This is a genomic window from Fusibacter bizertensis (genome assembly GCF_029914245.1).
Taxonomy (GTDB): Bacteria; Bacillota; Clostridia; order Peptostreptococcales; family Acidaminobacteraceae; genus Fusibacter_C; species Fusibacter_C bizertensis.
This window is the reverse complement of record NZ_JARYZI010000001.1, coordinates 25,928-50,369: the sequence shown is the minus strand read 5'-3', so window position 1 is coordinate 50,369 and position 24,442 is coordinate 25,928. Positions and strand designations below refer to the sequence as shown.

Annotated in this window: 22 protein-coding genes and 1 other RNA gene; 2 read left to right on the top strand and 21 right to left on the bottom strand. The window is 34.1% G+C overall.

All coding sequences use genetic code 11. The features are described 5' to 3' along the window. Window positions 1-170: 170 nt before the first annotated feature. From QE109_RS00220 to QE109_RS00175, 10 genes are all read right to left on the bottom strand, one after another. A complete protein-coding gene (locus QE109_RS00220) occupies window positions 171-989 on the bottom strand; it encodes an MBL fold metallo-hydrolase (RefSeq protein ID WP_281092345.1) in 819 nt (272 codons plus the stop codon). A gap of 73 nt (window positions 990-1,062) precedes the next feature. Then, on the bottom strand, window positions 1,063-1,317 hold the full coding sequence (locus QE109_RS00215; protein WP_281092344.1) for an HPr family phosphocarrier protein: 255 nt from the start codon (window positions 1,315-1,317) through the stop codon (window positions 1,063-1,065). Between the two features lie 40 nt (window positions 1,318-1,357). After that, the gene (locus tag QE109_RS00210; RefSeq protein ID WP_281092343.1) at window positions 1,358-1,948 is read right to left on the bottom strand and encodes a serine--tRNA ligase; all 591 of its coding nucleotides are present in this window, start codon (window positions 1,946-1,948) and stop codon (window positions 1,358-1,360) included. Between the two features lie 154 nt (window positions 1,949-2,102). Beyond that, window positions 2,103-2,987 carry an ABC transporter permease gene (locus QE109_RS00205; RefSeq protein WP_281092342.1) on the bottom strand — a complete coding sequence of 295 codons (885 nt, stop codon included), beginning with the start codon at window positions 2,985-2,987 and terminating at the stop codon, window positions 2,103-2,105. Between the two features lie 9 nt (window positions 2,988-2,996). Beyond that, complete coding sequence (locus QE109_RS00200) at window positions 2,997-3,989, bottom strand: ABC transporter permease (RefSeq protein ID WP_281092341.1); 993 nt, start codon at window positions 3,987-3,989, stop codon at window positions 2,997-2,999. A gap of 112 nt (window positions 3,990-4,101) precedes the next feature. Then, a complete protein-coding gene (locus QE109_RS00195) occupies window positions 4,102-4,896 on the bottom strand; it encodes a tRNA threonylcarbamoyladenosine dehydratase (RefSeq protein ID WP_281092340.1) in 795 nt (264 codons plus the stop codon). 50 nt (window positions 4,897-4,946) lie between these two features. Continuing rightward, window positions 4,947-6,191, bottom strand: a complete 1,245-nt coding sequence (locus QE109_RS00190) for an HlyC/CorC family transporter (protein ID WP_281092339.1) — start codon at window positions 6,189-6,191, stop codon at window positions 4,947-4,949. 160 nt (window positions 6,192-6,351) lie between these two features. Further along, window positions 6,352-6,615, bottom strand: a complete 264-nt coding sequence (locus tag QE109_RS00185) for a hypothetical protein (RefSeq protein WP_281092338.1) — start codon at window positions 6,613-6,615, stop codon at window positions 6,352-6,354. A 100-nt stretch (window positions 6,616-6,715) separates the two neighbouring features. Then, window positions 6,716-7,966, bottom strand: coding sequence for a DNA polymerase Y family protein (locus QE109_RS00180; RefSeq protein WP_281092337.1), 1,251 nt, complete (start codon window positions 7,964-7,966; stop codon window positions 6,716-6,718). 212 nt (window positions 7,967-8,178) lie between these two features. Beyond that, the gene (locus tag QE109_RS00175) at window positions 8,179-8,607 is read right to left on the bottom strand and encodes a hypothetical protein (protein WP_281092336.1); all 429 of its coding nucleotides are present in this window, start codon (window positions 8,605-8,607) and stop codon (window positions 8,179-8,181) included. Between the two features lie 202 nt (window positions 8,608-8,809). On the opposite strand from QE109_RS00175, the gene QE109_RS00170 reads away from it, so the two are divergent. Continuing rightward, the gene (locus QE109_RS00170; protein ID WP_281092335.1) at window positions 8,810-9,370 is read left to right on the top strand and encodes a TetR/AcrR family transcriptional regulator; all 561 of its coding nucleotides are present in this window, start codon (window positions 8,810-8,812) and stop codon (window positions 9,368-9,370) included. A 120-nt stretch (window positions 9,371-9,490) separates the two neighbouring features. After that, window positions 9,491-11,098: an oleate hydratase gene (locus QE109_RS00165; RefSeq protein WP_281092334.1), complete on the top strand. Its 1,608-nt coding sequence runs from the start codon at window positions 9,491-9,493 to the stop codon at window positions 11,096-11,098. 155 nt (window positions 11,099-11,253) lie between these two features. Here QE109_RS00165 and QE109_RS00160 read toward each other — a convergent pair whose 3' ends face one another. The 11 genes from QE109_RS00160 to QE109_RS00110 all read right to left on the bottom strand — a co-directional run bounded on the left by QE109_RS00160 (window position 11,254) and on the right by QE109_RS00110 (window position 24,399). Then, complete coding sequence (locus QE109_RS00160) at window positions 11,254-12,543, bottom strand: S-layer homology domain-containing protein (protein WP_281092333.1); 1,290 nt, start codon at window positions 12,541-12,543, stop codon at window positions 11,254-11,256. A gap of 182 nt (window positions 12,544-12,725) precedes the next feature. Then, window positions 12,726-13,115: a hypothetical protein gene (locus tag QE109_RS00155; protein ID WP_281092332.1), complete on the bottom strand. Its 390-nt coding sequence runs from the start codon at window positions 13,113-13,115 to the stop codon at window positions 12,726-12,728. Window positions 13,116-13,163: 48 nt separating this feature from the next. Continuing rightward, the gene (locus QE109_RS00150) at window positions 13,164-13,832 is read right to left on the bottom strand and encodes a SanA/YdcF family protein (protein ID WP_281092331.1); all 669 of its coding nucleotides are present in this window, start codon (window positions 13,830-13,832) and stop codon (window positions 13,164-13,166) included. Between the two features lie 311 nt (window positions 13,833-14,143). Continuing rightward, window positions 14,144-15,850, bottom strand: a complete 1,707-nt coding sequence (locus tag QE109_RS00145; protein ID WP_281092330.1) for a transcriptional regulator — start codon at window positions 15,848-15,850, stop codon at window positions 14,144-14,146. After that, on the bottom strand, window positions 15,843-18,146 hold the full coding sequence (locus tag QE109_RS00140; protein WP_281092329.1) for a hypothetical protein: 2,304 nt from the start codon (window positions 18,144-18,146) through the stop codon (window positions 15,843-15,845). The genes QE109_RS00145 and QE109_RS00140 overlap by 8 nt, the downstream gene beginning before the upstream one ends. Window positions 18,147-18,601: 455 nt before the next feature. Further along, window positions 18,602-18,936, bottom strand: an RNA gene (gene rnpB, locus QE109_RS00135) — RNase P RNA component class A. Window positions 18,937-18,993: 57 nt separating this feature from the next. Further along, window positions 18,994-19,350, bottom strand: a complete 357-nt coding sequence (locus QE109_RS00130; protein ID WP_281092328.1) for a hypothetical protein — start codon at window positions 19,348-19,350, stop codon at window positions 18,994-18,996. Between the two features lie 179 nt (window positions 19,351-19,529). Next, window positions 19,530-20,444: an SPFH domain-containing protein gene (locus QE109_RS00125; protein WP_281092327.1), complete on the bottom strand. Its 915-nt coding sequence runs from the start codon at window positions 20,442-20,444 to the stop codon at window positions 19,530-19,532. Window positions 20,445-20,731: 287 nt separating this feature from the next. After that, window positions 20,732-22,201 (bottom strand): xylulokinase, encoded by a 1,470-nt coding sequence (gene xylB, locus QE109_RS00120; RefSeq protein ID WP_281092326.1) that lies wholly within the window; start codon window positions 22,199-22,201, stop codon window positions 20,732-20,734. 16 nt (window positions 22,202-22,217) lie between these two features. Continuing rightward, complete coding sequence (locus QE109_RS00115) at window positions 22,218-23,258, bottom strand: NAD(P)-dependent alcohol dehydrogenase (protein WP_281092325.1); 1,041 nt, start codon at window positions 23,256-23,258, stop codon at window positions 22,218-22,220. 136 nt (window positions 23,259-23,394) lie between these two features. Further along, window positions 23,395-24,399 (bottom strand): sugar ABC transporter substrate-binding protein, encoded by a 1,005-nt coding sequence (locus QE109_RS00110; RefSeq protein WP_281092324.1) that lies wholly within the window; start codon window positions 24,397-24,399, stop codon window positions 23,395-23,397. Between the last annotated feature and the right edge of the window lie 43 nt (window positions 24,400-24,442).

Below are 24,442 nucleotides of genomic sequence, written 5' to 3'. Positions count from 1 at the left end.
ATCCTATAGGTTTCAAAAAAAAATCCCCTAGTTGACTAGAGGAAATAGGGGGGAAATATATAATAGACTATGAAGAAATCGTCTTCTCAAGTCTATCGATTATATACCCCTCCTTCTTTTTTTTATTCATATGAAATCAGAAAATACAAGAATTCATTATTACATTTACTTTACAGCTCAACATGAAATCCCGTAAAAGCGTAATTCACTTTTTGCGGGAATTTTAATCTTAATCTAAAGTAGCCGTCAATCCCGGTACAGTGGTTGACATAGAAGGATTGAATTCCAAAATGTTTAAACTGCATGAGGTATTGATCGAGGTGACGTAACAATTCTCCATTAAAATGCATCCCTCCAAAAACGTACTGAATATCTTTATGTGCGTTTTTTTCATATGCAGTTTTTAGTATATTTAGTATTCCTTTATGGGAACATCCTGTAAAAAGAAATGCATTCTCCCCTTCAGTAATAAACAGAAAAAGTTCATCATTGAATTGATCTTGAACAAGATTGGTGTGATCTTTAACAAAAAAACGGCTCGTATCAACTAAGTCATGTGTGTAAGTGTGAATATTTGCTATAATTTCTATTCCGTTAGCGAGTTGGATATCTTCCTCAATTAACATAAATGTATTGGGGTATTCAGTAATCGCTTTTTTTAATTTAAAGCCAACAAAATGTTCTATATTTTCTCTGATAGAGATTTTCTCGTTAAAGGCTTTGGGTTTTAGGTATATGGTTGCTGTGTGATTAATTTCTAAAAAGGCTTCTAAGCCACCACAATGATCATAGTGACCGTGACTTAAAATGACATAATCTACATCTGTTAAATCCTCTGCCAAATACATCGCATTTGAAATAAGCGCATTGGTTTGACCAGTATCAAATAGTATTTTTTTGCCTTTGGTTTTTATGAGAAAAGACGAACCATGTTCGCCAATTAAGCCTTCACCATAGACAAGGTTATCTACAAGCGTTACTAGTTCCATATTAATCTCCTTGAAAGTTATATGATATATAGCATGTGAAATTGATAACTGTTGTACATGTATTGTAAACTTATTATAACGCACTTAAGACTTTTTCAATATGATTTTTTGCTATAATTTCATCTTCGCCATTAATAGTGATTTTAATTTGAGCATGAACAGGAATAGTCAATGCAAGGATACTAAAAACGGACTTTAGATTAGCGCTTGACTCTTTATAATTAATATAAATATCTGAGACAAAAAGATTTGCTTCTTGAACGAGACGTGATACTGGTCTTGCATGAAAACCTACAGGATCAACAACATCATAAGTAATGACTTGCATTCTGCACTCCCCTTTCATGTCCACATCATAAATCAATAAACTAGTCCATGTATGTTTCAATTATTTTCCAAGTGACTTCGCCCTGTCCTTTTAAACTATATTGAAGCAATGCAAATCCAGCAACATGACCATCTTCAAATGCTGCAAAAACGAATTTGTCATTGAGTAATATTGAATTTTGAGGAATCCAGTACATCGTACCTCCCAGGATCCCTTTAACAGGTATCAAATCACTTTCATCAGATAATGTATCTATAAGTAGACTTGGACTTGCGAATCCATTTTGCGCTAGGTAATCAATGTAATATGATGGGTACTGGTAAGAATTGGATAGTTTATCATTGAGTTCACCAACTTGCAGTTTTAAATCTGCAATTTCTGAATCGTATTCAACTGCATTTTGTGCAATTTGACCAATCATACTTTCTTTTTCAGCATTTAAGTTATCTATTGCCCCTTGTTTAGCAGTAAGTTCTTTTTCAAGAATCCCTATTTTATCCTCTTGTGAGAGCACGTCCTTTTTCAGTGATGAATTAATATATGTCAAACTAAGAATTGCAACAAGAGCTACAATAAGTAGAGATAACATTGCAATAGTATGTTCTTTTAACCATGTAATCAATCTTTCCATGAAAACCTCCAGTATTAATTTGTAATTTATTTATGATATAATTCGCTATTGCAAATATTATTTTGATACTATAGTCCTAGTTTATCACAAACAATATACAAAAGAAGGTCCTCCGTCGTGTTGTAATATATTCTTAATTAAATGGAAATATCACTCATCTTCCTTCAGATTTTGGATCAAGAGCATCCCTAAGCCCTTCTCCTAAAAGGTTGATACTTATAATTGTTAGTGATATAAAACTTACAGGATAAAACCACATCCAGTAATAGCCTGAAGATACCATACTATCTCCTCTTATGTTTGGAATCAAGTTTCCCCATGTTGGTGTTGGTGGTGGAAACCCCATTCCAACGAAAGAAAGTGTAAGTTCTAGCAAAATAGCATTGGCAATTATTGATGTGGAAGATGCAACAATAACACCAACTACATTTGGAAGCAAGTGCTTGAAAATCTGCGAAAATTTTGAAATACCAAGCAATTCAGATGCTTTGATAAATTCTAACTTTTTTAAAGATATAATTTCAGCCCTTATCAACCGTGCCAGTGGTGGAAAACTTAAGAAACCAAAAATAATCATCGTCCCAATCATACGTATTATAGGAGGCACTCCAAAAGCAAAAATGGCTGTAAATGCAATAATCATTGGAAGTAATGGCAAAACGTATACAAATTCAGTAAATCGCATTAGTAGTTGATCAACCCATTTTCCATAATATCCTGAAAATACACCAACTAGAGTTCCGAAGAATAGCGTTACAATAGCTGATAGTGATGCAATCGCAAGTGATACTTGTCCACCCCTCATGATTTGTGTCATCATATCATGCCCTAAGCGATCGGTTCCAAATGGATGCGCAAAACTAGGTGCTTTAAATCTCATAACGACATCTATCTGATCATCAATATAAGGTGAAAAAAGAGGGCCAAGATATGTGAAGCATAAAATTGATATAAGAAGAAAAGCGCCAAATAGAGCTATTTTATTACGTAATAGTCTTTTTTTTGCCAATTTCCAAGGTGTATTCTGTTCTTTGATCATGATGTCCTCCTATTCTATCTTCATACGTGGATCCGCTACACCGTATAATAAATCTGCTAGTAGATTTCCCATAATGGAAGCAACTGAGAAAAACATAATAATAAGTGTAATCATAGCGCCATCACGTCTGTAAATTGAGTAGAGAAATTCTAAACCAATTCCCGGCCAGGAAAAGATAGCTTCTACAAATATGTTACCTACAAAAAGTGTTGGTAGCATAATACCAAGGAGCGAAATAATGGGTATAAGGGCATTTCGTAATGCATGTTTATAAATGACGAGACGTTCTTTTAGTCCTTTTGATCTTGCTGTTCTAATATAATCTTGATGGATTACTTCTAATACTGCATTTCTAACATATCTAGAGACACTTCCAATACCTACTAATGTAAGTGTGAGAACTGGCAGTATCATGTGATGTAAAACATCTATTATTTCATCTGCTTTTGTGTCATATCCTTTAACAAGTGAAATAACGGAATGCATGCCAGTTGCAGGAACAATAGCAAGTTTTACTGCCATGAGCCGCATGAGATAAAGCCCTATAAAAAAAGATGGCAATGAAATAAGAATAAGCGTTGAGGTAGAAATTACACGGTCAAAAATACCGTTTTTTCTAGCTGCTGAACGTACACCTATTGGGATTGAAATAAGAAAAGTTAAAAGTAGAGCAACAGAGTTAATCATAAATGTATGCCATACAAGTACAGAAACTACTTCTGTAGCGGGCTTCCTATAATGGAGTGAAACACCAAAATCACCCTTTAAAGCTTTGCCTAACCACTCAAAGTAACGAATGTGCCATGGTTTGTCTAATTCGAGAACAAGTCTCATCTGTTGAATTTGCTCATATGAGGGCCTAGGTTCCCCTTCGGGTATAGAGTTTATATAAGCAGTCAGCTCATCGCCAGGCATTGCGTCAACTAAGATAAATATTACAATTGTCATGACAAGTAGCAAAGGAATGGTATGCAAAATACGTCGTGCGATGAATTTTATCATTAAATCCTCCTTATGATAATTATCTATGTAGGTTGCCATCAAGGGTTGGTTAGCAAGTTAAATGCTACGCAATACTTGATGGTTTATAATCTATGAATTAGCGCCTCATTAACTAGAAGTTAATGACAGGATTTGTACTTATAGTTTCAATTTTTGATTGCATTAAATCTTTAATGACTTCACCCGCAATAATTAATCCTGCTACTGAAGGTACAAAAGCAATAGAACCTGGGACTTGTCTTTTGGCACTACAATTTCTCTGAACATCTTTAGGACAAATACAGTTTGTTTTGCAGCTGGATTCTTCTTTTTCAATAGGTTTCATGGCCGGTTCTTTGGAGTAAACAACTTTTAAGTTTTTAACGCCTCTATTTTTGAGTTCTTTTCTCATAACTCTAGCCAGTGGACAAACCGATGTTTTGTAGATATCCGTTACTTCAAATTGAGTGGGATCAAGTTTGTTACCCGCTCCCATACTACTCATAATTGGGATGCCTGCTTGATTAGCAAGTTCAATTAATAGGAGTTTAGATGAAACTGTATCTATTGCATCTATGATATAGTCGAATTTTCCAAAATCAATTTCAGCGACAGTTTCTGGACCAAAAAATAAACGATTGGCGTATACTATTGCTTCTGGGTTGATTTCCTTAATTCGGTCGCTCATAACTTCTACTTTAACGCGTCCTACTGTTTTTCTTGTTGCAATAAGTTGTCTGTTGATATTGGTCAAACAAACTTTATCGTCATCATATAGATAAAATGTACCAACACCTGTTCTGGCAAGCGCCTCAACTGCAAAAGAACCTACGCCCCCAACTCCAAATATTGCAACTGTAGATGCATTTAATTTTTGAATGCCATCTTCCCCAATTAGTAATTCTGTTCTCGAAAATTGATTTAGCACTTTTTCCTCCTGTAAAAAAGAACCCTCACAATGAGGGTTCTTACGTACTTTTATGTGTGAATTCTCAGTTTCTCTATTCTATTTCTATCCACTTCTTCTATGACAAATCGAATGCCTTCATATTCAATGGATTCATCTACTTCAGGAATATAACCAAATTCGCCAACTATAAATCCACCTATGGTATCAAAATCTTCAGATTCAATTTTGACGCCAATGAGTTCGTTGAGCTCATCAATTCTAGTACTTCCTTCTACAATGTATTCATCTTCTTTAACGACTTCGATATCTTGCTCATGATCGTCATATTCATCACGAATATCACCAACGATTTCTTCAATTAAATCTTCAACAGTAACTATCCCAGCAGTACCACCATATTCATCAAGCACTATGGCCATAGGAATTCTTTTTGCTCTAAGTTCTTTGAAAAGCTCAGTTGTTTTTTTGAATTCAAATGTGAAATAAGGCTCACGTGTGTAATCGTGTATGTCAAAGGATTTATTTTCGCTAGTTTTAAAAATTAAATCTTTGATATAAAGTATCCCGATGATGTTATCAGTTGTTTCTTGGTAAATTGGAATTCTAGAAAATTGCTCGGACCTAAAAGTTTCAATAATTTTTTCATAAGAAGAGTTAATTTCTAATGCAACCATGTCAGTTCTAGGAGTCATCACATCCTTAACTTGCGAATCTCCAAACTCGAACACATTATAAATCATCTGTTTCTCTTCTACTTCCAAAACGCCTTCTTCGTGACTAACTGTAACCATTGTTTTGAGTTCATCCTCAGTGATAAAAGGTTGCGTACGACCTGGTTTACCACCCAATAATCTTATTAGTCCATTTGTAAAAAACAATAATAAAAAAACGATTGGATTGAAAATAACAACAAAAAAATTGATAATCCCAGCGATTTTCAGAGATATAAACTCTGAATGCTGCGTAGCAAGGGATTTTGGTGTAATTTCACCAAATATGAGTACTAAAAGCGTCATGATACCAGTTGCAATTCCAACCCCTGCATTACCTAAATAATGAATTGCAAGTGATGTTGCAAGAGCTGATGCTCCAATATTGACGACATTGTTACCCACGAGGATTGATCCCAATAATTTGTTTGGGTTTTCAACCAACTTGCTAACGGCCTCGGCACCTCGAACTTTTTCGTCCACCAAATGCCGGATTCTGATTTTACTGAGTGACATTAATGCTGTTTCTGATGCTGAAAAAAATGCAGACATTCCAATCAACACCGCCAGTAGTATAATCTGCCAACTCGCGCCTGCTTCCAAAAAAAACCACACTCCTAATATTAATAAATTTTGATTTTGCACTCAAACTACTTGAGCACAAGTATTAGTTTTATACCTATAAATTATAACATAACTAATCTCTCATCTGCAACAGAATCCCAAAAATGAATGATAAATAGTAAGGAAACATAGATTTATTTTAATATTTAAATAAAATCCATCGACAATTGTCCATTTCATATTTGATTACGACCGTACGCAAAGCCTTCTGAATGACACACTGGCAGGTAAAAACAAACATTTTATTCCCTGCCAGTTTTTCAAACTCTCTTGTAATGACTTTATCTATTTTGATTATTACATGCGCCCCAGTTTCATCGAGTAATCTAAATCTTACTGGATTGGGATAACCTTGTTGATCAAACCAACAAAGTACATCTATTTCTTTTCGAACTACTTTCATACTTTCACTACCCTCTAACACATTTTCATAAAAACCTTTCATACAGATTTCTTGTAAAATCAACGTATATTAATATAATATACCTAGTTATTACGCCCCCTTATAATATGCTACTCATAAGTGGAAAGTCATCTTCACCTACACCACCTGTTAATGGCTTAATACCACTTCCAACAAAACAACCTCTCATAATCGATTTAGGTTCAAATCGTCCTCGAAGTTCATCTATAACTTGGTCAAGTTTTCCATTTTTTCGTCTAGCATATGCGTCAAATAGATGAAGCTGGACAAAATCGTTTTCACATAATTCAGAAACCCTTACACCGAGATGTCGAAGTGGTGTACCATCCCATAGTTCATCAAAAAGAGTTCTTGCATAATGATAAATTTCGGTGGTATGATCTGTTGGAATTTCAAATTTTTTTTGATGTCCAAGTGAATTGAAGTTGTTTGTTTTATAAGTGATGCTTACAAGGCGCGCAAGATATTGACTATCTCTAAGTCGCATAGCAACCATTTCACTTAGGCTTAATAGCATAAGATGAGCCTCTTTTTGATTGTCAATATCAAATGGAATTGTTGATGAATTACCAATACTTTTTATAGCAAGATGATTGCTCTTTTTTACAGGAGAATTTTCAATGCCATTGGCATAATTCCATACGAGGATTCCTTGAGACTTAAGACTTCCTTTCAAAATATCTACATCATAGTTGGCAAGATCGCCAATAGTTTCGATACCTAAAAAATTGAGTTTCTTTACAGTAGCGCGTCCAACCATAAACAACTCCCCAACTGGAAGTGGCCACATTTTTTGTGAAATTTCTTCTGGAAAAAGAGTTGTCACAGCATCAGGCTTTTTAAGATCACTTGCGACTTTTGCTAAAAGCTTATTGCTTGAAACCCCGATGCTAACTGTAAAACCCAGCTCTTTTTTTATTCGTTCTTTGATGAGATATGCAACTTCAATAGGATCGCCAAAAAGTTTAATCATATCGGTAAAGTCTACAAAACATTCATCAATGCTATAACGCTGAATCTGTGAGGAATACTCACTGATGAGCTCAATCATTGCATTGCTTGAACGCAAATACAAGTCATATCTCGGAGGAACTACTTTAAGTGTAGGACACTTTTGAAAAGCGGCCATCAGACTCTCTCCAGTTTGTATTTTAAAGGGTTTTGCAGGGATACTTTTGGCAAGTATAATGCCATGCCTTTTTATCGGATCACCTCCAACGGCTGAAGGAACTGTACGTAGATCAAGTGGATCACCGTGTTGTAGTCTATGAACAGCTTCCCAGGATAGATAAGCACTATTGACATCTATATGGAATATAACTTTAGACATAACATATCATCCTTTCAAGACGTATGATCTGAATGTGTCTAATCAAAGATGTTAAGCTTAGACTTTTGAGCAAGCGGGTTTGCCGACACAAACAGAACATACGTTTGATTATATTATACAGAACATATGTTCTATTGTAAAGTGGATATTGATAACGCACATAAAAAAACACAACTCAGTAGAGCTGTGTTTTATAAGTAAAAAATAAGAAGTTATTTTTTTGAAGATATATGCATTTTTATACGATTTGATTGCTCATCATCAGAATTATGGACTGCATTGCCCTCATGTTCTAAACGAATACGGCATCTATCACAGTATTTACCAAAACCGATTTTAGTACCACACTTGATACAGTGATTACCTTCTTTAATCGTATTAAGAGATAAACGCCCTTCATCTACGTATTTCATTATTTCACGAAGTGTGATGTCAATGCCTAAATCAGCCATGTATTCTATAATACCTTGAGGTGAAATATCAGGATTGTCGTATACGAGGTCTCTAGCACATATAAATTTATCGCGTTCGATATTGCCTGTAGTTTTAAATTTTGTATTGGAAAGCTTACATGCTGAACAAATATTGCCACCTGTATCATCTCCAAAAAATCTACCGCACTTTTCACATTTTTTTAGCATTTTTCCTCCTAGCAAGTTTTCTGAATGATAGTGTAATCTATGAATAATGAAATCATCATATAAAATCATAAATGGGTCGAATTGCCTTTCTATTATATATAAAATTTTATGGTTTGTGAATTAAAAAATAAACTAAAATCTGCTAAAATGAATAGGTAGATATTTTAACTCAATATTCTATAGCATATAAAAGAGGTGGCCTATGTCTAATCGGACTAAAATTGAACTTGCGAATACCCTAAAAAAGTTGATGTCAAAAACATCTTTAGAACATATTACGATAAAAGATCTTGTGACAGCCTGTGGTGTAAATAGACAGACGTTTTATTATCATTTTCAAGATATATATGATTTACTTGGATGGATTTATAAAACTGAGGCACTTGAATCAATCAGAAATTATAAGAGTTATGATACTTGGCAACTGGGTTTTTTAAAGATATTCCAATATGTTGAAGCAAATCGAGAATTTTGCGTGAGTACTTTTCATTCACTTGGGCGAGATCATCTTGAACAATTTCTCAATGCTTTGACGTTTGATTTGTTGCTAAGTGTCGTCGAAGAAGTTGCAACGGGAAAAGGTGTATCAGATGAAGACAAAGCTTTTATTGCAAAATTTTATACCTACGGATTTGTAAGTCTGATGCTCGAGTGGTTAAAATCTGGTACAAAAGAAAAACCAGAAATCATCATAGACCGATTAAGTAAACTTGTAGATGGTGATATTGCACGTGCAATAGATAAATATATCAATAGAGATTAATATTTTATACAAAGCCCCCACTTTGTCAGATTTTTAGACAAACAGGGGGCTTTGTCTATATTGCGGTTAGATTTTCTATAGTATCTTTATCTTGTAATAAAAAACAAAGGAGATGATATTATGGAAAATAACAAAAATTTTGAAAGTAATTTAAAAAGAGAAATATATTTTGTAGGCGGCGGATTGGCATCACTTGCAGGAGCTGTATATTTAATAAGAGATTGCGGCGTAGAAGGAAAAAATATCCATATACTCGAAGGTTTACCACTGCTCGGTGGTAGCAATGATGGCGCTGGTGACGCAATTAATGGTTTTGTCTGTCGTGGTGGCAGGATGCTTAATGAAGAAACTTATGAGAACACATGGGAACTTTTAAGTCATATCCCTTCTTTAGACCGTCCAGGATTATCTGTATGCGATGAGATCCTCGAATTTGATCATGCAAATCCAACACATGCTAATGCAAGATTAATTAACAAGGAAGGTGAAATTTTAGACGTGATGTCCATGGGCTTTAACACAGCAGATCGTATGGCACTTGGTAAATTAATGCTAGCTCCAGAACAGAAAATTGAACGTCTTAGAATTTCAGACTGGTTTGCGCAAACACCACATTTCTTTGAAACTAATTTTTGGTATATGTGGCAGACAACTTTTGCCTTTCAAAAATGGTCTAGCTTAATTGAGTTTAAGCGTTATATGCAACGCATGGTATTTGAGTTTTCAAGAATTCAAACGCTTGAAGGTGTTACACGTACACCTTATAACCAATACGATTCAATTATATTGCCTATGAAAGTGTTTTTAGAGGAAAAAGGCGTTGATTTTAGTTTAAAATGCAAAGTAGTTGATCTAGACTTTGCAAACGGTGATGGCATCACTGTCACAAAAATTCATTATGAAGATGCAAGTGGTAAAGGTCTAATCGAGCTTGGCGAAAATGATCTTTGCATCGCGACCAATGGTAGTATGACAGACAATGCAACACTTGGCAGTTTTCATTCCCCTGCTCCATTTGTGCCTGAAAATCCACTGTCGGGTTCATTTTGGAAAAATATAGCCTCTAAAAAAGAGGGTTTAGGTAATCCGGATGCTTTCTTTGGTAAACCAGAGGAGTCTAATTGGGAATCTTTCACCGTAACACTAAAAGGTGATAAATTTTTAAAAATGATAGAAAAATACTCAAGAAATAAACCTGGCAGTGGCGCACTAATGACTTTTAAAGATTCAAGTTGGCTGATGTCAATTGTTGTAGCTAAACAGCCGCATTTTAAAAACCAACCAGAAGATACTACTATTTTTTGGGGTTACGGACTGTATACAGACAAACTTGGTGACTTTGTAAAAAAACCAATGCGCGATTGTACTGGTGAAGAGTTACTTACAGAGTTACTCTATCACCTTCATATGGAAGATGATATGGATGAAATCATGTCCACAGTGGTTAATGTCATTCCGTGTATGATGCCTTATATTATCTCCATGTTCCAGCCTAGAGCAATTAGTGATAGACCGAGTGTAGTACCAGAAGGATCAACGAATTTTGCTATGATTAGCCAATTTGTAGAGATACCTGAAGATATGGTATTCACAGAAGAATTCTCTATAAGAGCCGCTAGAATTGCAGTTTATACTCTTATGGGTATTCCTAAAAAGATCGCACCAGTAACACCGCATCATTTTGATATCCGTACACTCTTAAAGGCACTTAATACAAGCTATAGATAATCGTTATAGTATGATCGTTCTTCGGTAAACAATCAAAAAAATAATTGTAATGGATATGTAGAAAGACGAGCCCTGTGATTACCTGATTAAATAGGTTAAATATAGGACTCGTCTTTTAATATTTAAGAATATTATTTTTGTTATAAAAATGTTGATTAACGTTTAATCAATTCAAATGAAGCGTTGTTTTTATAAATGCCTGCAGTTGTGACAATAAATGAATTATTTGTAATCGCAAAACTATAGGCACTATTTTCGTTGAGGACTAAGCTTAGTATTGAAAATTCACCAGTCTTAGGGATTACAAATTCACCGGCTTCATCTGTCACTAAGCTATGACTAACACCGTTAAACTGATCTGTAATTGAAAGTGCAATTCCCTTCATAGGATTGCCATCTGTATCTGTAAGAGAAATTGTAATATAAGGTGAATCGGTTCCAAGTCCTGCAGCAATATCATCATCAGATAGTTCTTCAATAGGTGTGACAAGTGCATCATCTTCCCATTCGCCATATTGGTAGGCGCCACTTATATAAGTATAAGTCCCAAGACCGTGATAAGCACCTTCTAACCAATAACCTTCATAATTTTCATTATCACTCCACAAATAGATACCGTAGCCATTAAATACACCATCTTTATACTGCCCAATATATAAATCGCCGTTTGCAAATTTGGTCATGCCATTCCCCTGTATGTTCTTACCATCAAATTCTCCGGTATACACATCGCCATTGGCATAATAAATATTGAAAAACGCCCCGCTTTGATAGACTGCAACTGGTGTATTGATGACAGCGGTAATTCGAAGTACAATTTCTTCGTGCGCAGAGGTTGGAATTGGTAACATAGAAAGTCCCAGTTCATCTGAAGCATCATTCATAATTAATGCTTTTGAGATCATTTCAAATATCTCTGAGCGTTTAAGGTACTTTGAACTATCTGTTGGAAGGAGTAACTTAAGACCATACTCAGCACCAATCTCATAAGCGGCAGTTTCGTACTGCACATCATCAATTGAGAACCCTAAAGCCTTAATGAGAAAGATACTTGCTTGGTTATAATTAACGGAGTCATCTACACCAAAAAGCGATGCCCCTTTCCCATTTGTTATTCCTTTCATATAGGCAAACTCTACATACTTAAATCCCCAATGCGTGGCAGGCACATCTTTAAATGTAGCTGTCTCTGGTGGTAAATAACTCGAAAATTCATCAGGGTATAATTTACTTATAATTGCAATCATTTCAACGCGTGATATTTCCTTGTCAAGCATTAAATCCCCGTCATAGCCAGTGATGAGCTGTATATCATATAATATTTGACCATATGAATCTTCTGGTTCATCAGCTGCAAATGAAAACGCAGAAGTGCCAATTAACAAAATCAATAATAAGACAAGGCCTTTGGTTTTTAGTAGCTTATTTAAAGTGTTGAATTTCATATTTCCTCCATATTGTGTAAACACATTAGCTGCATATTAAAGTTGTGTTATGTTTATATCATGTCTTATTTTAACAGATACCCCTAATACAGTCTATGTAACTGGAAAAGTGTAACATTGGTGCAATCAAATTGTGATATTGGTAAAATATTTAAGTAAAAAAAAACAATCATTAGTAGAAGCTAATGATTGAGGTATCCTAGTTCAGTTAACAATGTTTTGACTTGATTTGAAATGTTTACTGTTGCAAGAAATGTTTTTCCATTTACGGTGATATATTGATCTAGAAGTTGAATATCAGTACCGGGATAGCTAAGACTTATTTCCCAACCCTTATCAGCTGGTATTATGGTTTTTTTATAAGTTGCATCATTTAATAACGTCATGACTTTTTCGATGTCTTCTGGATTAAGGATATTGAAAATTTCGGGTGGTGATGGCAATGCTATAACTGTGATTTCGGCAGGTGAAAGTGTTGAAAAATCTGGAACTCGAGTAAACCATACCACCAAGGTAATAACTGTAGCAAGGAGTAATATAGTTGTGAGTGCAATTTTTATTTTTTTGTTCATTTAGTCCTCCTATAAAAATGCAAGAACTGCAAATCTTATGTTATTCAATTAATCATTTGTGAAATCACCATTTTCTAATAGTGAGATTGAATCTCCTAAAAAAGTTGGTTCAGGTTTAAATAATGTGACAATAAAATCTTTATTTCTTGCTAATACTTCTCTAAATTCCCTTTGAAGTTGTCCTGAATATTGTATATCAACTGCGGCAACGCCATAGGCATCTAACCCTAATCGATTAGCTATGAAAAGTGCACGTGACAAATGGTACTTTTGACTCACGATTACAACTTTACGTGCTCCAAATATATCTTTTGCACGGTAAATACTTTCGTAAGTTGAAAATCCTGCATGGTCCATAAAGATCATTGAAGAATTTACTCCTGCATTAATTGCATATTGTTTCATGACGTTTACTTCATCATAATTTTCTTTGCCATGATCACCACTCATTAAGAGTCTCTTTGAAACGCCAACTTCATAAAGTTCGAGACTACGATCCAATCGATCTTTAAGCATAAGACTAGGCGTTTGATCAGGCTTTACACCAGCGCCAAGTACAATTATACAATCAACATCTGTTAGGTTTTCTATATCATCGACTGTAAGGAACTGATCACTAACGGTATAAAGTATAAGCGCATTGATTATGAGTAAAAGCAAAATTATTACAGTAGAGAATGCCATGCAAAAACGCAACATTCTTTTGATGCTAGGCATGTCTTACCTTCTTTCTAAATCATTCTATGCGAAATTACGCATATCTAGTTAAGACGAATATACCACTTAAAAAGTTCCTAATATACACAATTATATTTGACTTTCCTATTTTCTTTTAAAAAAAACAAAAATATATTGAATACGTATGATTAGATTTCATAGGGTAAGTTGACGCTTAAAACATTATAGCATGGCAATATTAAAATGCGATTAAAGTTACATGTTAATTTAATATATGACATATAAAACAAAGCCTGCACCTTTTATGCAGACTTTGTTTTAATATATAAGGAAACTAATTTAATTTTCTCTTATTGGGTTATAGTATTGTCAGTATTGAAGGCATCAACAGAAGTCTTGGGTGTTTTTTTTCTTTTTCTCATAATAATAAATATAAGTACGATTACTGTTGCTACAGAAATTGAAAATACAACTATAGTCATAATAGAAGATTTGTGAGAAAGTAAAATTTCTAAATTACCAGTTGGTAAAATAGAGGATTCGAATTCATAATATTCCCCTACTAGAAACTTATTGATATTCTCTTTGTCGTATGTTGAATGGTCAATTGAGACCAGCTCAGGATGCGTTTTTTTATTTATTTTTATTAAAACATTAAATTCTTTAGAGGGAATTAATAAATCATAATTATAGTCTTGATAGTAGTGAATATAGTAATCTGAAAACATATTTTGTCTTATTGTTTTATAGAAACTTTGAAGGCCCATTGTATTTGATATTGAATGATCAGTATTTAAAGTCTGTTCAAGCTCAATATTTGTAATGTCAGGGGTTGTTAAAATTTCAACTTTATACCCCTCGGATTCAAGGTATGTTTTGATCTCATTGCTATCAAAATCATTAAAGAGATCCGAATTTATACTGAGATTAATGATATTAGATATTTCATCTTGAGATTCAATTATCTTGCTTACATTGATATTTTCTGCATTTAGTTCCTTAGAAAAATTATAGTTAAAATTTATGAAGTCATATTTACTTGAAAATTGCAGCAAATCATTTGAAGTCAAATCAGTTTCACAAGAACTATTAAAAGTAGAGTATTCATTTTCAAATGCATTTATTTTGGATACATTTAAGGCATAAAGATTGGCTTTGGTTTTTCCGTCCCATAGTGAGTTTAAAGCCAAATTCATATCAAATTTTTCATTCATATTTAACGGATTTTCTAAAGTGGAAATAAAGTAAAAATTTCCTATATTTGAGTTTTGTAGAAAATTCTCAAATTCTACATTGCCATTAAACTGCATAATAAAATGTGTTTGGGTATCATCAGTTTTGATCTCAGTATTGTATTTTTCATTTAAGAGATTCTTGATGTTTTCTAGTTCTAAGACAGATGCTTTTACATTGTCTAGACTCATGATTATAGAATGATTATTAGCATCCAAATCAAGATTAACTTCAACGTTTTCAAAAGGAACTAAAATGTCCTTTTGAAATTTGGAATTGTTCCCGAAATTTGATTGGCTAAATTCTTCACCATTTAAATTAATATAGGTTTTAGTACTGTTTATAAAGTAACTGCTTGATTCACTAACAATATTACTTTCATCTATTGCATCAATTGCCCATTTTGTTAGCAAATTGAAAATATTATCCTCAGTTAAGTCCGTATGATGCTTAAAGGGATTATCCTCTACTGCTGAGCTGTTATAAGTTGCATTAAATGGAGTAGAAATGATACGTTCAGTCTTTATCTTGTACTCTTCAAAATTTTCAAAAGTGTAGACTAAATTATAGATTACTTCGTTTTCTACAGATTTATCAATAGTTAATAACATATCTGAAGGTTTATTTTCAGTTAGTACTTTAGTTAATGCAGGTTCCCCACCCTTTATGTTTTCTAAATCTTCTGAATCTACCTTAACAATGATAGAGCGGTCTCCAGAGAAATCTGAATTTATATTGAGATAATGCGTAATATCGGCACCACAGCCTGACAGGATTATACCAGAGAGCACGAGTAACAATAATAATAAAATTCTCTTATTCATTTTTAAGTTCTCCTTTCATCTCGATGTTCAAACTTCTTAGTAGACCAGTTTGAACATCAAATATAAAGTAGTCAGTATTTGATCGAATTAATAAGGAGTTATTGTTTAAATCAACTTGGTCAACAATTAAATTTTTTCCGAATTTAAAAGGACGATTTTCTTTGCTCAGGGTATTATCTTTATTTAGCCATAGTAATTGATTTAACTCAAAATCCAAATACCATTCTCCACCTTTTACTATTATATTGTTTTGAGGAAAGTCTTTTAGTGTTACATCGGAATTCAAGACCTTATAAATTTGATTGCCAGTTTCGTCAATAGATGAGTACATATAAGTATCATTATAGATATAAATAGAACCAGTAAAATCAGCTATTTCTTCAGATGTTTCACTTTCTAAGTCATAAGTTAATAAGGTTCTATTCTCATCAATAATAAGCGCTGTTTTAAGATCGAGCAAATAAATTTTAGCATAAGGAATCCTGATTTTGTATAGAGGGTCTCCAGATAGATTGAATACACGATCAGTATCTCTATCTAAGATTGCCTGGCCATCTATTGAGATATTATAGTTTGTAACGAGTGGTATAAGTGATTTTTCTTCACCGTTAATATCAATAATTTGTAATCCCATAGGAGATATAGTGAAAATATTTCCGTTTGAATAAATTATGTCACTAAAAACCATTTTTTCAGATATTTTTTCTATTGCTTTAGAATGAATATCAATTTTGTAGAGCCCACTATAATTTGAAATTAGTATGGTTTTATTATCGATTAATAAATGTTCGCCATTAGAAATTGACTGATATGATATCTCTCCTGAATCAGTTAGTTTTTCACTATTTGATTCCCAGGGTGCTGAACTAGATGATGCTCCATTTGATTTATCAAATACAAATGAGTATGGAAAATTTAAAATAAGCGTAAAAAGAATTATAGCGATTAATGCGTATTTTCTATTCAAAAAAGTATTAATAGGACTTGAAATACCGTTCACAAGCTCAGGTTTAAAGTGGTTCAAATTGAAAGTTGCTAAAATCCAAGAAGAAGCAATTAGCAGTGTTAGAAAATAAGGCAAACCTAAATAGAACGTTGTTTTTTCGGTTTCGCCCAAAAAACTAATGCTTGAGCTAAATGAGGTTCTGGAAAAATAGATTACAAATAGCAAACAAATAATTGAAAAAATAGCATTTCTTGTTAGTGTATTTTTTTTAAAAACTGAGTTTTGATGTGTTTGCATAAAATTGAACAAAGATAGCACAAATAACATCATCATGGCAAGATTAAAAATTGCAATAAGAATGTTGAAATTTCCTGAGAAATAAAAATCATAGAAATATTTAATTTCATTATTAAATGCAATTGTATTTGGAACTCCTAAACTATTGAAAAAAGACATTAATATTACATTTGGAATAGTTATCAAAGTTATAATGAATGTTTTGATTATTCCTAATTCAAGCTGTATTGAAAGCGTCAAAGAACGAATAACTGTGGATAAAATTAAGCCGATTGAAAATAATGTAAAAGGAATATTTCTTTGAGATAATACTTTGATTGTTTCTTTTTTTAAGGATATTTTTATCTTGGTCTCAATGAATCGTTTAGAAAGATATCCAATAAAAAAAATGATTATAGGGATAATAAACAACCCATATAGTGTCGAACCCTTAATTGTAAAACTAGTTGAAATTATTATTAGATCAATTTCAGAGCGACTAGCAAATATAACATTTAAGATTGCATTAAAAATACCAATGATAATTGTAGAAGTGAAAATATAGCTTACTCGTAGATAATCTTGTTTAAGTATTAAGTAATATAATTTATATGCTATAAAGATTGAAGTCATTAATAAAACTTGAAAAAAAATTAAGCCAATCCCGAACGTAGTAAAAGACTGAACATCATTAATTGATATTATGATATTATTCCGAAATAACAAATTAATAGTTTGAATTGGATTGAAAAATACACTGAGAGCATCTTTATAATTTGTAAGTAATCCTAACTCTCCAAGCATATTTTCTACATTAGAATTGACAATAATTTTAAAAATTAAATTGAGTAAAAAAGATAAAATAAAAATTGAAATATAAGTTAAAGCGCTTAATACTCCGATTTTTTTAAAATCGTTGATGGTGAAGTTTTTTAATGTGTCGAGCATTTTTTTAAATTTAGAATCTAAATTTGGGGGATTCTCAGATTTGTTTCTTTGCTCAATTATCAAGCAGTCAGCACATATATGCTCATTTGAATCAATTTCTTTGTTGCATTTTTTGCAATGGTTCATTATAAACTCCTTTTAAATTTTAATTAAAAAAGCTACATTGAAATTCAAAATCATAAGACAAATTAATCTATTTTAGTGCGTTTTCTTTATGCATACATGCAGTTCAAATAATGTCTTTGTAATAACTAAAAACCTTGTAGCTCTCTTATTTAAATGATTATATCAACTGAACTATAATTAAACAATATTAATTTTTGTTTAATATAGATTTATTTATACAACTTATAATTTTCTATGTGACATAATATTATCTTATAAAAAAAACACCTGATATTACAGGTGTTTATGTGATCTATGATTTACATAACAATAAATCGTTTTAAATAAATATATTTTATTAATTTAAAGGTAAACTCAGTCTGTTAATTCTGATTTTTCAACATATATTACAAGAGCAGCTCATAAATGATATTAGAAAACAAAGAAACCGCATTCCTTTGCAGGAAGCGGTTTCTTTGTTGAGTAAATCTATAAGCCGAGTTCTGTATTAGACGATCATCTATCTAGGCGAATCGTTGCCGAGACGCTCAAGCGACCTACCACTGGGAGAGACGAGCAGCCTCTTTTTTACACCCTACTTGGTCTTGCTCCAGATGGGGTTTACAGAGCCGCATAGTCACCTATACGCTGGTGAGCTCTTACCTCACCTTTCCATCCTTACCTCTTGCGAGGCGGTCTATTTCTGTTGCACTATCCTTGGAGTCACCTCCACTGGGTATTACCCAGCACCCTGCTCTATGGAGCTCGGACTTTCCTCGTACCAAAGGCACGCGATCATCTGATTTACTCTTTGCTATTATAAACGATATTAAGAGTGCTGTAAAGACTTATATGGTACGCAACATACTTATTTTGGCATAATAAGGATATATGCGATGATATTAACGACTAGCAAGATCAGATAAGATAGATTTACAAAATCAAAAATGCCTCCACCAAATTTTTTTTTCTTCCCTTCTTCAAACTGTTCTTCGACTAATGCTGTAGACATGTATGCATATCTTGTACTTGAATTAGCGCCTGCACCGAGCATTGGCATACGATCGCTGCGTCTAAATATATTGTTGATGAGCAAAAGAAATGAAAGTAAACCCCATCCAAAAAAGAATAACTCATAATTTTCAGGTTGCGCTCTTGAGTAAAAGAAAAGTTCAACGGCTATAATCATAAAAAACCATTTGAAACGTGCCAAAATAGATAACATATTTACCTCCTATGTATTTAAAATATAGTTTACAGATCAAAAGTTACATTTGGTCTTAACAGTGAAAAAAGACAGAATTTCAAGTATATAAACTACTGAAATCCTGTCTTATATATGTTATGTATAAATGTGCTCAGCTACACTTTATACATAAACGTTTATTAATTAATTTTTCTGGTTTATTTGTTGCTTAATTCCCTTTTGGCCATATAATTTGTATTTGTTATATCAGTAGGAATTATCAATTTAGTTGATTTACCATCTGCAACTTTAGCCAGTGCTTCAAGTCCCCTGATAGTTAAAACAGCTTCATCAACATGTACTTCTTTTAACATCTCAAGGCCTTTAGCGGTAGCACTTTGAATTGTTCTAATAGCAACTGCTTCACCATCTGCTTCAGTAATCTTTTGGATTTTACGACCTTCAGCATATAGGATTGCAGATTGTTTTTCAGCTTCAGCATTTAAGATTAGAGATTCTTTCTCCCCTTCTGCTACAAGAATTGTAGAGCTTTTTTCACCCTCAGCGCGGAGTATAATTTCTCTTCTTCCTCTTTCAGCGCGCATCTGTTTTTCCATCGCTTCTTGAATCTCTTTAGGCGGTAAAATGTTTTTAAGTTCAACACGGTTAACTTTTATCCCCCATGGATCAGTTGCAATGTCTAAAATTGTTCTCATAGATGAGTTAACATGATCTCTAGATGATAATGATTCGTCTAGTTCAAGTTCTCCGATAAGGTTTCTTAGCGTGGTCGCAGTTATACTTTCGATTGCGAACATCGGTTGTGTTACGCCATAAGTATAGAGCTTTGCATCCGTAATTTGAAAGAAAATAACGGTATCTATTTTCATTGTAACATTGTCTTTAGTAATTACAGGCTGTGGTGGAAAGTCTGCAACGATCTCTTTTAGAGAGACTTTTTTAGCGATGCGATCGATGAGTGGAATTTTAAAATGAATACCTGTTTCCCAAGTTGTGAGATAAGCGCCTAGTCTTTCTAGGACATAGGCCTCAGACTGTGGAACAATCCTTACGTTTGTAGTAATTAATATCAGTAAAAAAGCGACCAGTACAATTGCAATTATAAATCCCATATCAAAACCTCCATCTAATATATCATTATTGGTCTCACAGGTTCATGAGGTTTGATTCTTTTACTAAAGTTTACCATTTATATGTGTGATTAGCAATTGATATAAACACTGCACATAGGCATATCACAACTTTCCGATAATCTCTACACTCTCATCATATTTCTACGACATTAAAAAAATCTACTATAAATATTAAATAGTTATTAAACTTTGCAATAAGAAAGCTAAAAGGTGTCAGGTCATAGTTAGCCTTTTGGCTAACTATGACCTGACACCTTTTAGCTTTCTTACACCTCAGGGAAAAGTGCTTTAAGTGCAGGATACAGTTTTGCAAATGATTTATATTTTTTATCATAAGCTATTGCTTGAGTTTCACTAGGCATATAGCTGTCGGTTGTCTTGATCAATGTATCACAGGCTTGCTTCACAGATTCAAATTGACCGGATCCGACTGCTGCCAGAATCGCTGCACCATAGGCAGGTCCTGCATCTGTCTCGAGTTTTACAACTTTTGTGCTCAGTACATCAGCAATCATTTGACACCAAAAGTCATTTTTAGAGCCGCCACCATTGATGCGAATTTCAGTGATTTCTTGTCCAAGTGACTGAACGATTTCAAAGGAATCACGAAGTCCAAAAGCGACGCCTTCAATGACGGCTCTTGTCATATCACCTTGACTGTGAGATAAGTTAAGTCCCCAAAACACACCTCTTGCATGTGGATCATTGTGAGGGCTTCTTTCACCCATAAGATAAGGCAAGAAATATAGACCGTTATCGAGTTTTGCTTCTTCAGCATAATCCATTAAATGATCATAGTCATTTGATTTTAATATTTCTTCGACCCACCACTTGAGCGAACCCGCTGCAGAGAGCATGCATCCCATTAGATGATATGCGCCATTTGCATGGCAAAAGGCATGTAAGCCGTTGTTAGGGTCTTTGATAAAGGTATCACTGTGAACAAAAACAACTCCTGATGTCCCCAGAGATACAGAACAACGACCTGGTGACACCACGCCTCCACCTACTGCTGCACAGGCTTGATCGCCGCTCCCGATTGTAACGGTCACTTCATGATCAAAACCAAGATAAAGTGATACTTCTTCACTAAGTGTACCAATTGATGCATAAGATTCATATAGTTTTGGCAATACAGCATCTTCAATACCAAGTATTTCTAGCATGTCTTGTGACCATGTTTTGCTTTCAACATCAAGGTATAGTGAACCTGAAGCATCAGCATAATCTGTTGCAAAGTTCCCAGTCATTTTATAGGCTAGATAATCTTTCGGTAACATCACTTTATTAATTTTTGCAAAGTTTTCTGGTTCGTTTTCTTTAACCCAAAGAAGTTTTGGCGCTGTAAATCCTGGAAATGCAATGTTCCCAGTATAACTTGTCAGCTTATCTATACCAATTTCCTCATTTAGATAATTTGTCTCTATAATACTTCTTTGGTCATTCCATAAAATGGCTGGTCTGATGACATTGTCGTGTGAATCAAGCATGACGAGACCATGCATCTGACCACTAAAACTAATGGCTTTAACTTTTGAAGTTTCTAAACCTAGTAGTGCCTCTTTTATGCCGACTAACGACTGTTCTAACCAATCTTGAGGATTTTGTTCGGACCATAATGCCTTTGGAAAATAAAGTGGATAATCCTTTGTAACAGTGCTTAGTATTTGCCCTTTATCATCCATCACAAGAATTTTTACTGATGAAGTCCCTAGATCCACGCCTATAAAATACATACTGAAAACCCCTTTTCTATTTGATTTTGATAACTGCTTTTACAACGTCTGTTGGATTCTCAGCAACAAAGTCGAAAGCTTCCTTGATATTTTCAAAGTCAAATTCATGTGTCACAATACTTTTAACATCTATTGTACCGCTACTAATTGCGTTAATAGCTACGGGGTAAAGGTTTCTATATCTAAAGATCGTTTTGATAGTACCTTCTTTACTCATCAATTTCATGAAATCATAATTTGTCTCGGGTTTTATTGTCATACCAACGAGTACAACAGTACCAGCTTTTCTTAAAACACTTGCACTTTGACCGATAGTTATCGGTGAGCCAGCTGTTTCTATCACAACATGAGCCCCTTTTCCTTCTGTAAGTGCATCAATTTTTGCAATAACATCTTCATTCTTTGCATTGATCACTTCAGTAGCACCTAATTTTTTTGCAAATTCTAAGCGCTTATCAATGATGTCGACAACGTATACTTTTGAAGCACCTCTTGCTTTACTTGCGAGCATCGAAACGAGTCCTATGCAACCTGCACCAAAAACAACAACTGTATCTCCAAGTTTAACGTCGCCTTGCGATGCTGCATGTAGTCCAACAGCTAAAGGTTCAACAAGTGCGCCTTCCATGTTTGATACGTTTTCTGGTAATTTAAAGCATAAATTTTCGGGATGCTTTACGTAGTTTGCGAAAACGCCATGATATGGAGGTGTTGCAAAGAATTCAACGTGTTCACATAAGTTATATTTACCTGATAGACATTGCTCGCACTTGCCACAAACTACACCTGGTTCAAGTGCAACTCGATCGCCGACTTTTAGTGAAGTTACGTCACTACCTACGGCAGCAACAAAACCTGCACTCTCGTGACCTAGGATAAAATCACCTTGAACGACGAAATCGCCGATGTTTCCATGTTCATAGTAGTGGCCATCAGAACCACAGATACCAACTACGTCAATTTCTACAAGAACCTCATGTGGTGCAATTTCAGGTACTGGAATGTCTTTGAAAATCATATTGTTTGTACCGGACATAAACGCCGCTTTATTTTTCATGTCAAACCTCCTAGGTTGTTTAGATTAATATGCAAAAAAACGCAGTTTATGGTATATTTAGCGTCAATTTGCTATATGTATGGTAAGCGGCCGATGAAGCCGCTTACGCAGGGAGATTACTAAAAAAATACTAGTATTATTGAATTGCACCAGCTTTTTTGTGCATTTCGATATATTCATCTACGTTGTCAAGAGTAATTAGTGGACAGTCGATATCAATGTCGATTTGAGTTTCTTGACCAGTTAATAATTTGTTACTTGTATCAAGTAAGCCTTCTGCAAGTGCATAAGCTGATTGTAAGCTTGTAGAAGTTAGTTTGCCATCTTTGATGAGTAAACAAGCTTCAGCAGTACCATCAACGCCATAAGCTAAGATGTTATTAAATTTTGCATTGTCTTTGATAACTTCAAGTGCACCAGCAGCCATGTTATCGTTCATAGCAATGATTGCATCAATTTGATCATTTGCTTGTACCCAAGTTTCCATGTAGTTCATTGCTTCGTCCTTGTTCCAGTTTGCAATTTCTTCGCCAACGATTTCTACATCAGGTCTTTTGTCGAAGAATTCTTTTTGCCAGCTTTCACGTCTTGAATCAGCGTGGAAGTTTCCTGGAGGGCCCAATAACACAACAACTTTTGCGTTTTGTGGAATTTGCTCTACTGCAGCATCTGCGTTAACTTTTGCTTGGAGGTATGGATCAGCATCTACTGAAGATGCGCCTTCGATACCAGAAATTCTTGCATTTGTTGTAATAGTTACAATACCTGCTGCAACTGATTTTTCAACATATGGTCTTTGTGCTTCTCCATTGTTAGGTTGAACGATAATTGCATCGTATTTATTTGTGATTGCATTTTCAATCAACCCATTTTCAATGTCATCACTTGCTTGACCATCAAATACATCTACTGTGATGTTTTCATATTTGTCTGCTTCTTCCATAACCGCATTTGCAAGCCATGCTGCAAATGAATCTGCTTGTGCTCTTGCGATATAAGCAACTCTATAAGTTTCTGCTGTTTCCCCACCTGCTGCTGCCGTTGTTGCTGCTGTAGTAGCCGTGTCAGAACCCGTGCTACATCCTGCTAACATCCCCATAGCCAGCACAAATACCAATAATAATGCTAAAACCTTTCTCATTTTCTCCTCCTATGATTTTTAATCATCTTCTATGTTAAACCGA

Coding starts and splice junctions, on each gene's coding strand:
- QE109_RS00170 (WP_281092335.1), top strand. CDS start 8,810: ATGTCTAATCGGACTAAAATTGAACTTGCGAATACCCTAAAAAAGTTG.
- QE109_RS00115 (WP_281092325.1), bottom strand. CDS start 23,258: ATGAAAAATAAAGCGGCGTTTATGTCCGGTACAAACAATATGATTTTC.
- QE109_RS00180 (WP_281092337.1), bottom strand. CDS start 7,966: ATGTCTAAAGTTATATTCCATATAGATGTCAATAGTGCTTATCTATCC.
- QE109_RS00165 (WP_281092334.1), top strand. CDS start 9,491: ATGGAAAATAACAAAAATTTTGAAAGTAATTTAAAAAGAGAAATATAT.
- QE109_RS00155 (WP_281092332.1), bottom strand. CDS start 13,115: ATGAACAAAAAAATAAAAATTGCACTCACAACTATATTACTCCTTGCT.
- QE109_RS00140 (WP_281092329.1), bottom strand. CDS start 18,146: ATGAACCATTGCAAAAAATGCAACAAAGAAATTGATTCAAATGAGCAT.
- QE109_RS00160 (WP_281092333.1), bottom strand. CDS start 12,543: ATGAAATTCAACACTTTAAATAAGCTACTAAAAACCAAAGGCCTTGTC.
- QE109_RS00175 (WP_281092336.1), bottom strand. CDS start 8,607: ATGCTAAAAAAATGTGAAAAGTGCGGTAGATTTTTTGGAGATGATACA.
- QE109_RS00125 (WP_281092327.1), bottom strand. CDS start 20,444: ATGGGATTTATAATTGCAATTGTACTGGTCGCTTTTTTACTGATATTA.
- QE109_RS00210 (WP_281092343.1), bottom strand. CDS start 1,948: ATGGAAAGATTGATTACATGGTTAAAAGAACATACTATTGCAATGTTA.
- QE109_RS00130 (WP_281092328.1), bottom strand. CDS start 19,350: ATGTTATCTATTTTGGCACGTTTCAAATGGTTTTTTATGATTATAGCC.
- QE109_RS00200 (WP_281092341.1), bottom strand. CDS start 3,989: ATGATAAAATTCATCGCACGACGTATTTTGCATACCATTCCTTTGCTA.
- QE109_RS00215 (WP_281092344.1), bottom strand. CDS start 1,317: ATGCAAGTCATTACTTATGATGTTGTTGATCCTGTAGGTTTTCATGCA.
- QE109_RS00150 (WP_281092331.1), bottom strand. CDS start 13,832: ATGCCTAGCATCAAAAGAATGTTGCGTTTTTGCATGGCATTCTCTACT.
- QE109_RS00145 (WP_281092330.1), bottom strand. CDS start 15,850: ATGAATAAGAGAATTTTATTATTATTGTTACTCGTGCTCTCTGGTATA.
- QE109_RS00185 (WP_281092338.1), bottom strand. CDS start 6,615: ATGAAAGTAGTTCGAAAAGAAATAGATGTACTTTGTTGGTTTGATCAA.
- QE109_RS00110 (WP_281092324.1), bottom strand. CDS start 24,399: ATGAGAAAGGTTTTAGCATTATTATTGGTATTTGTGCTGGCTATGGGG.
- xylB (WP_281092326.1), bottom strand. CDS start 22,201: ATGTATTTTATAGGCGTGGATCTAGGGACTTCATCAGTAAAAATTCTT.
- QE109_RS00205 (WP_281092342.1), bottom strand. CDS start 2,987: ATGATCAAAGAACAGAATACACCTTGGAAATTGGCAAAAAAAAGACTA.
- QE109_RS00220 (WP_281092345.1), bottom strand. CDS start 989: ATGGAACTAGTAACGCTTGTAGATAACCTTGTCTATGGTGAAGGCTTA.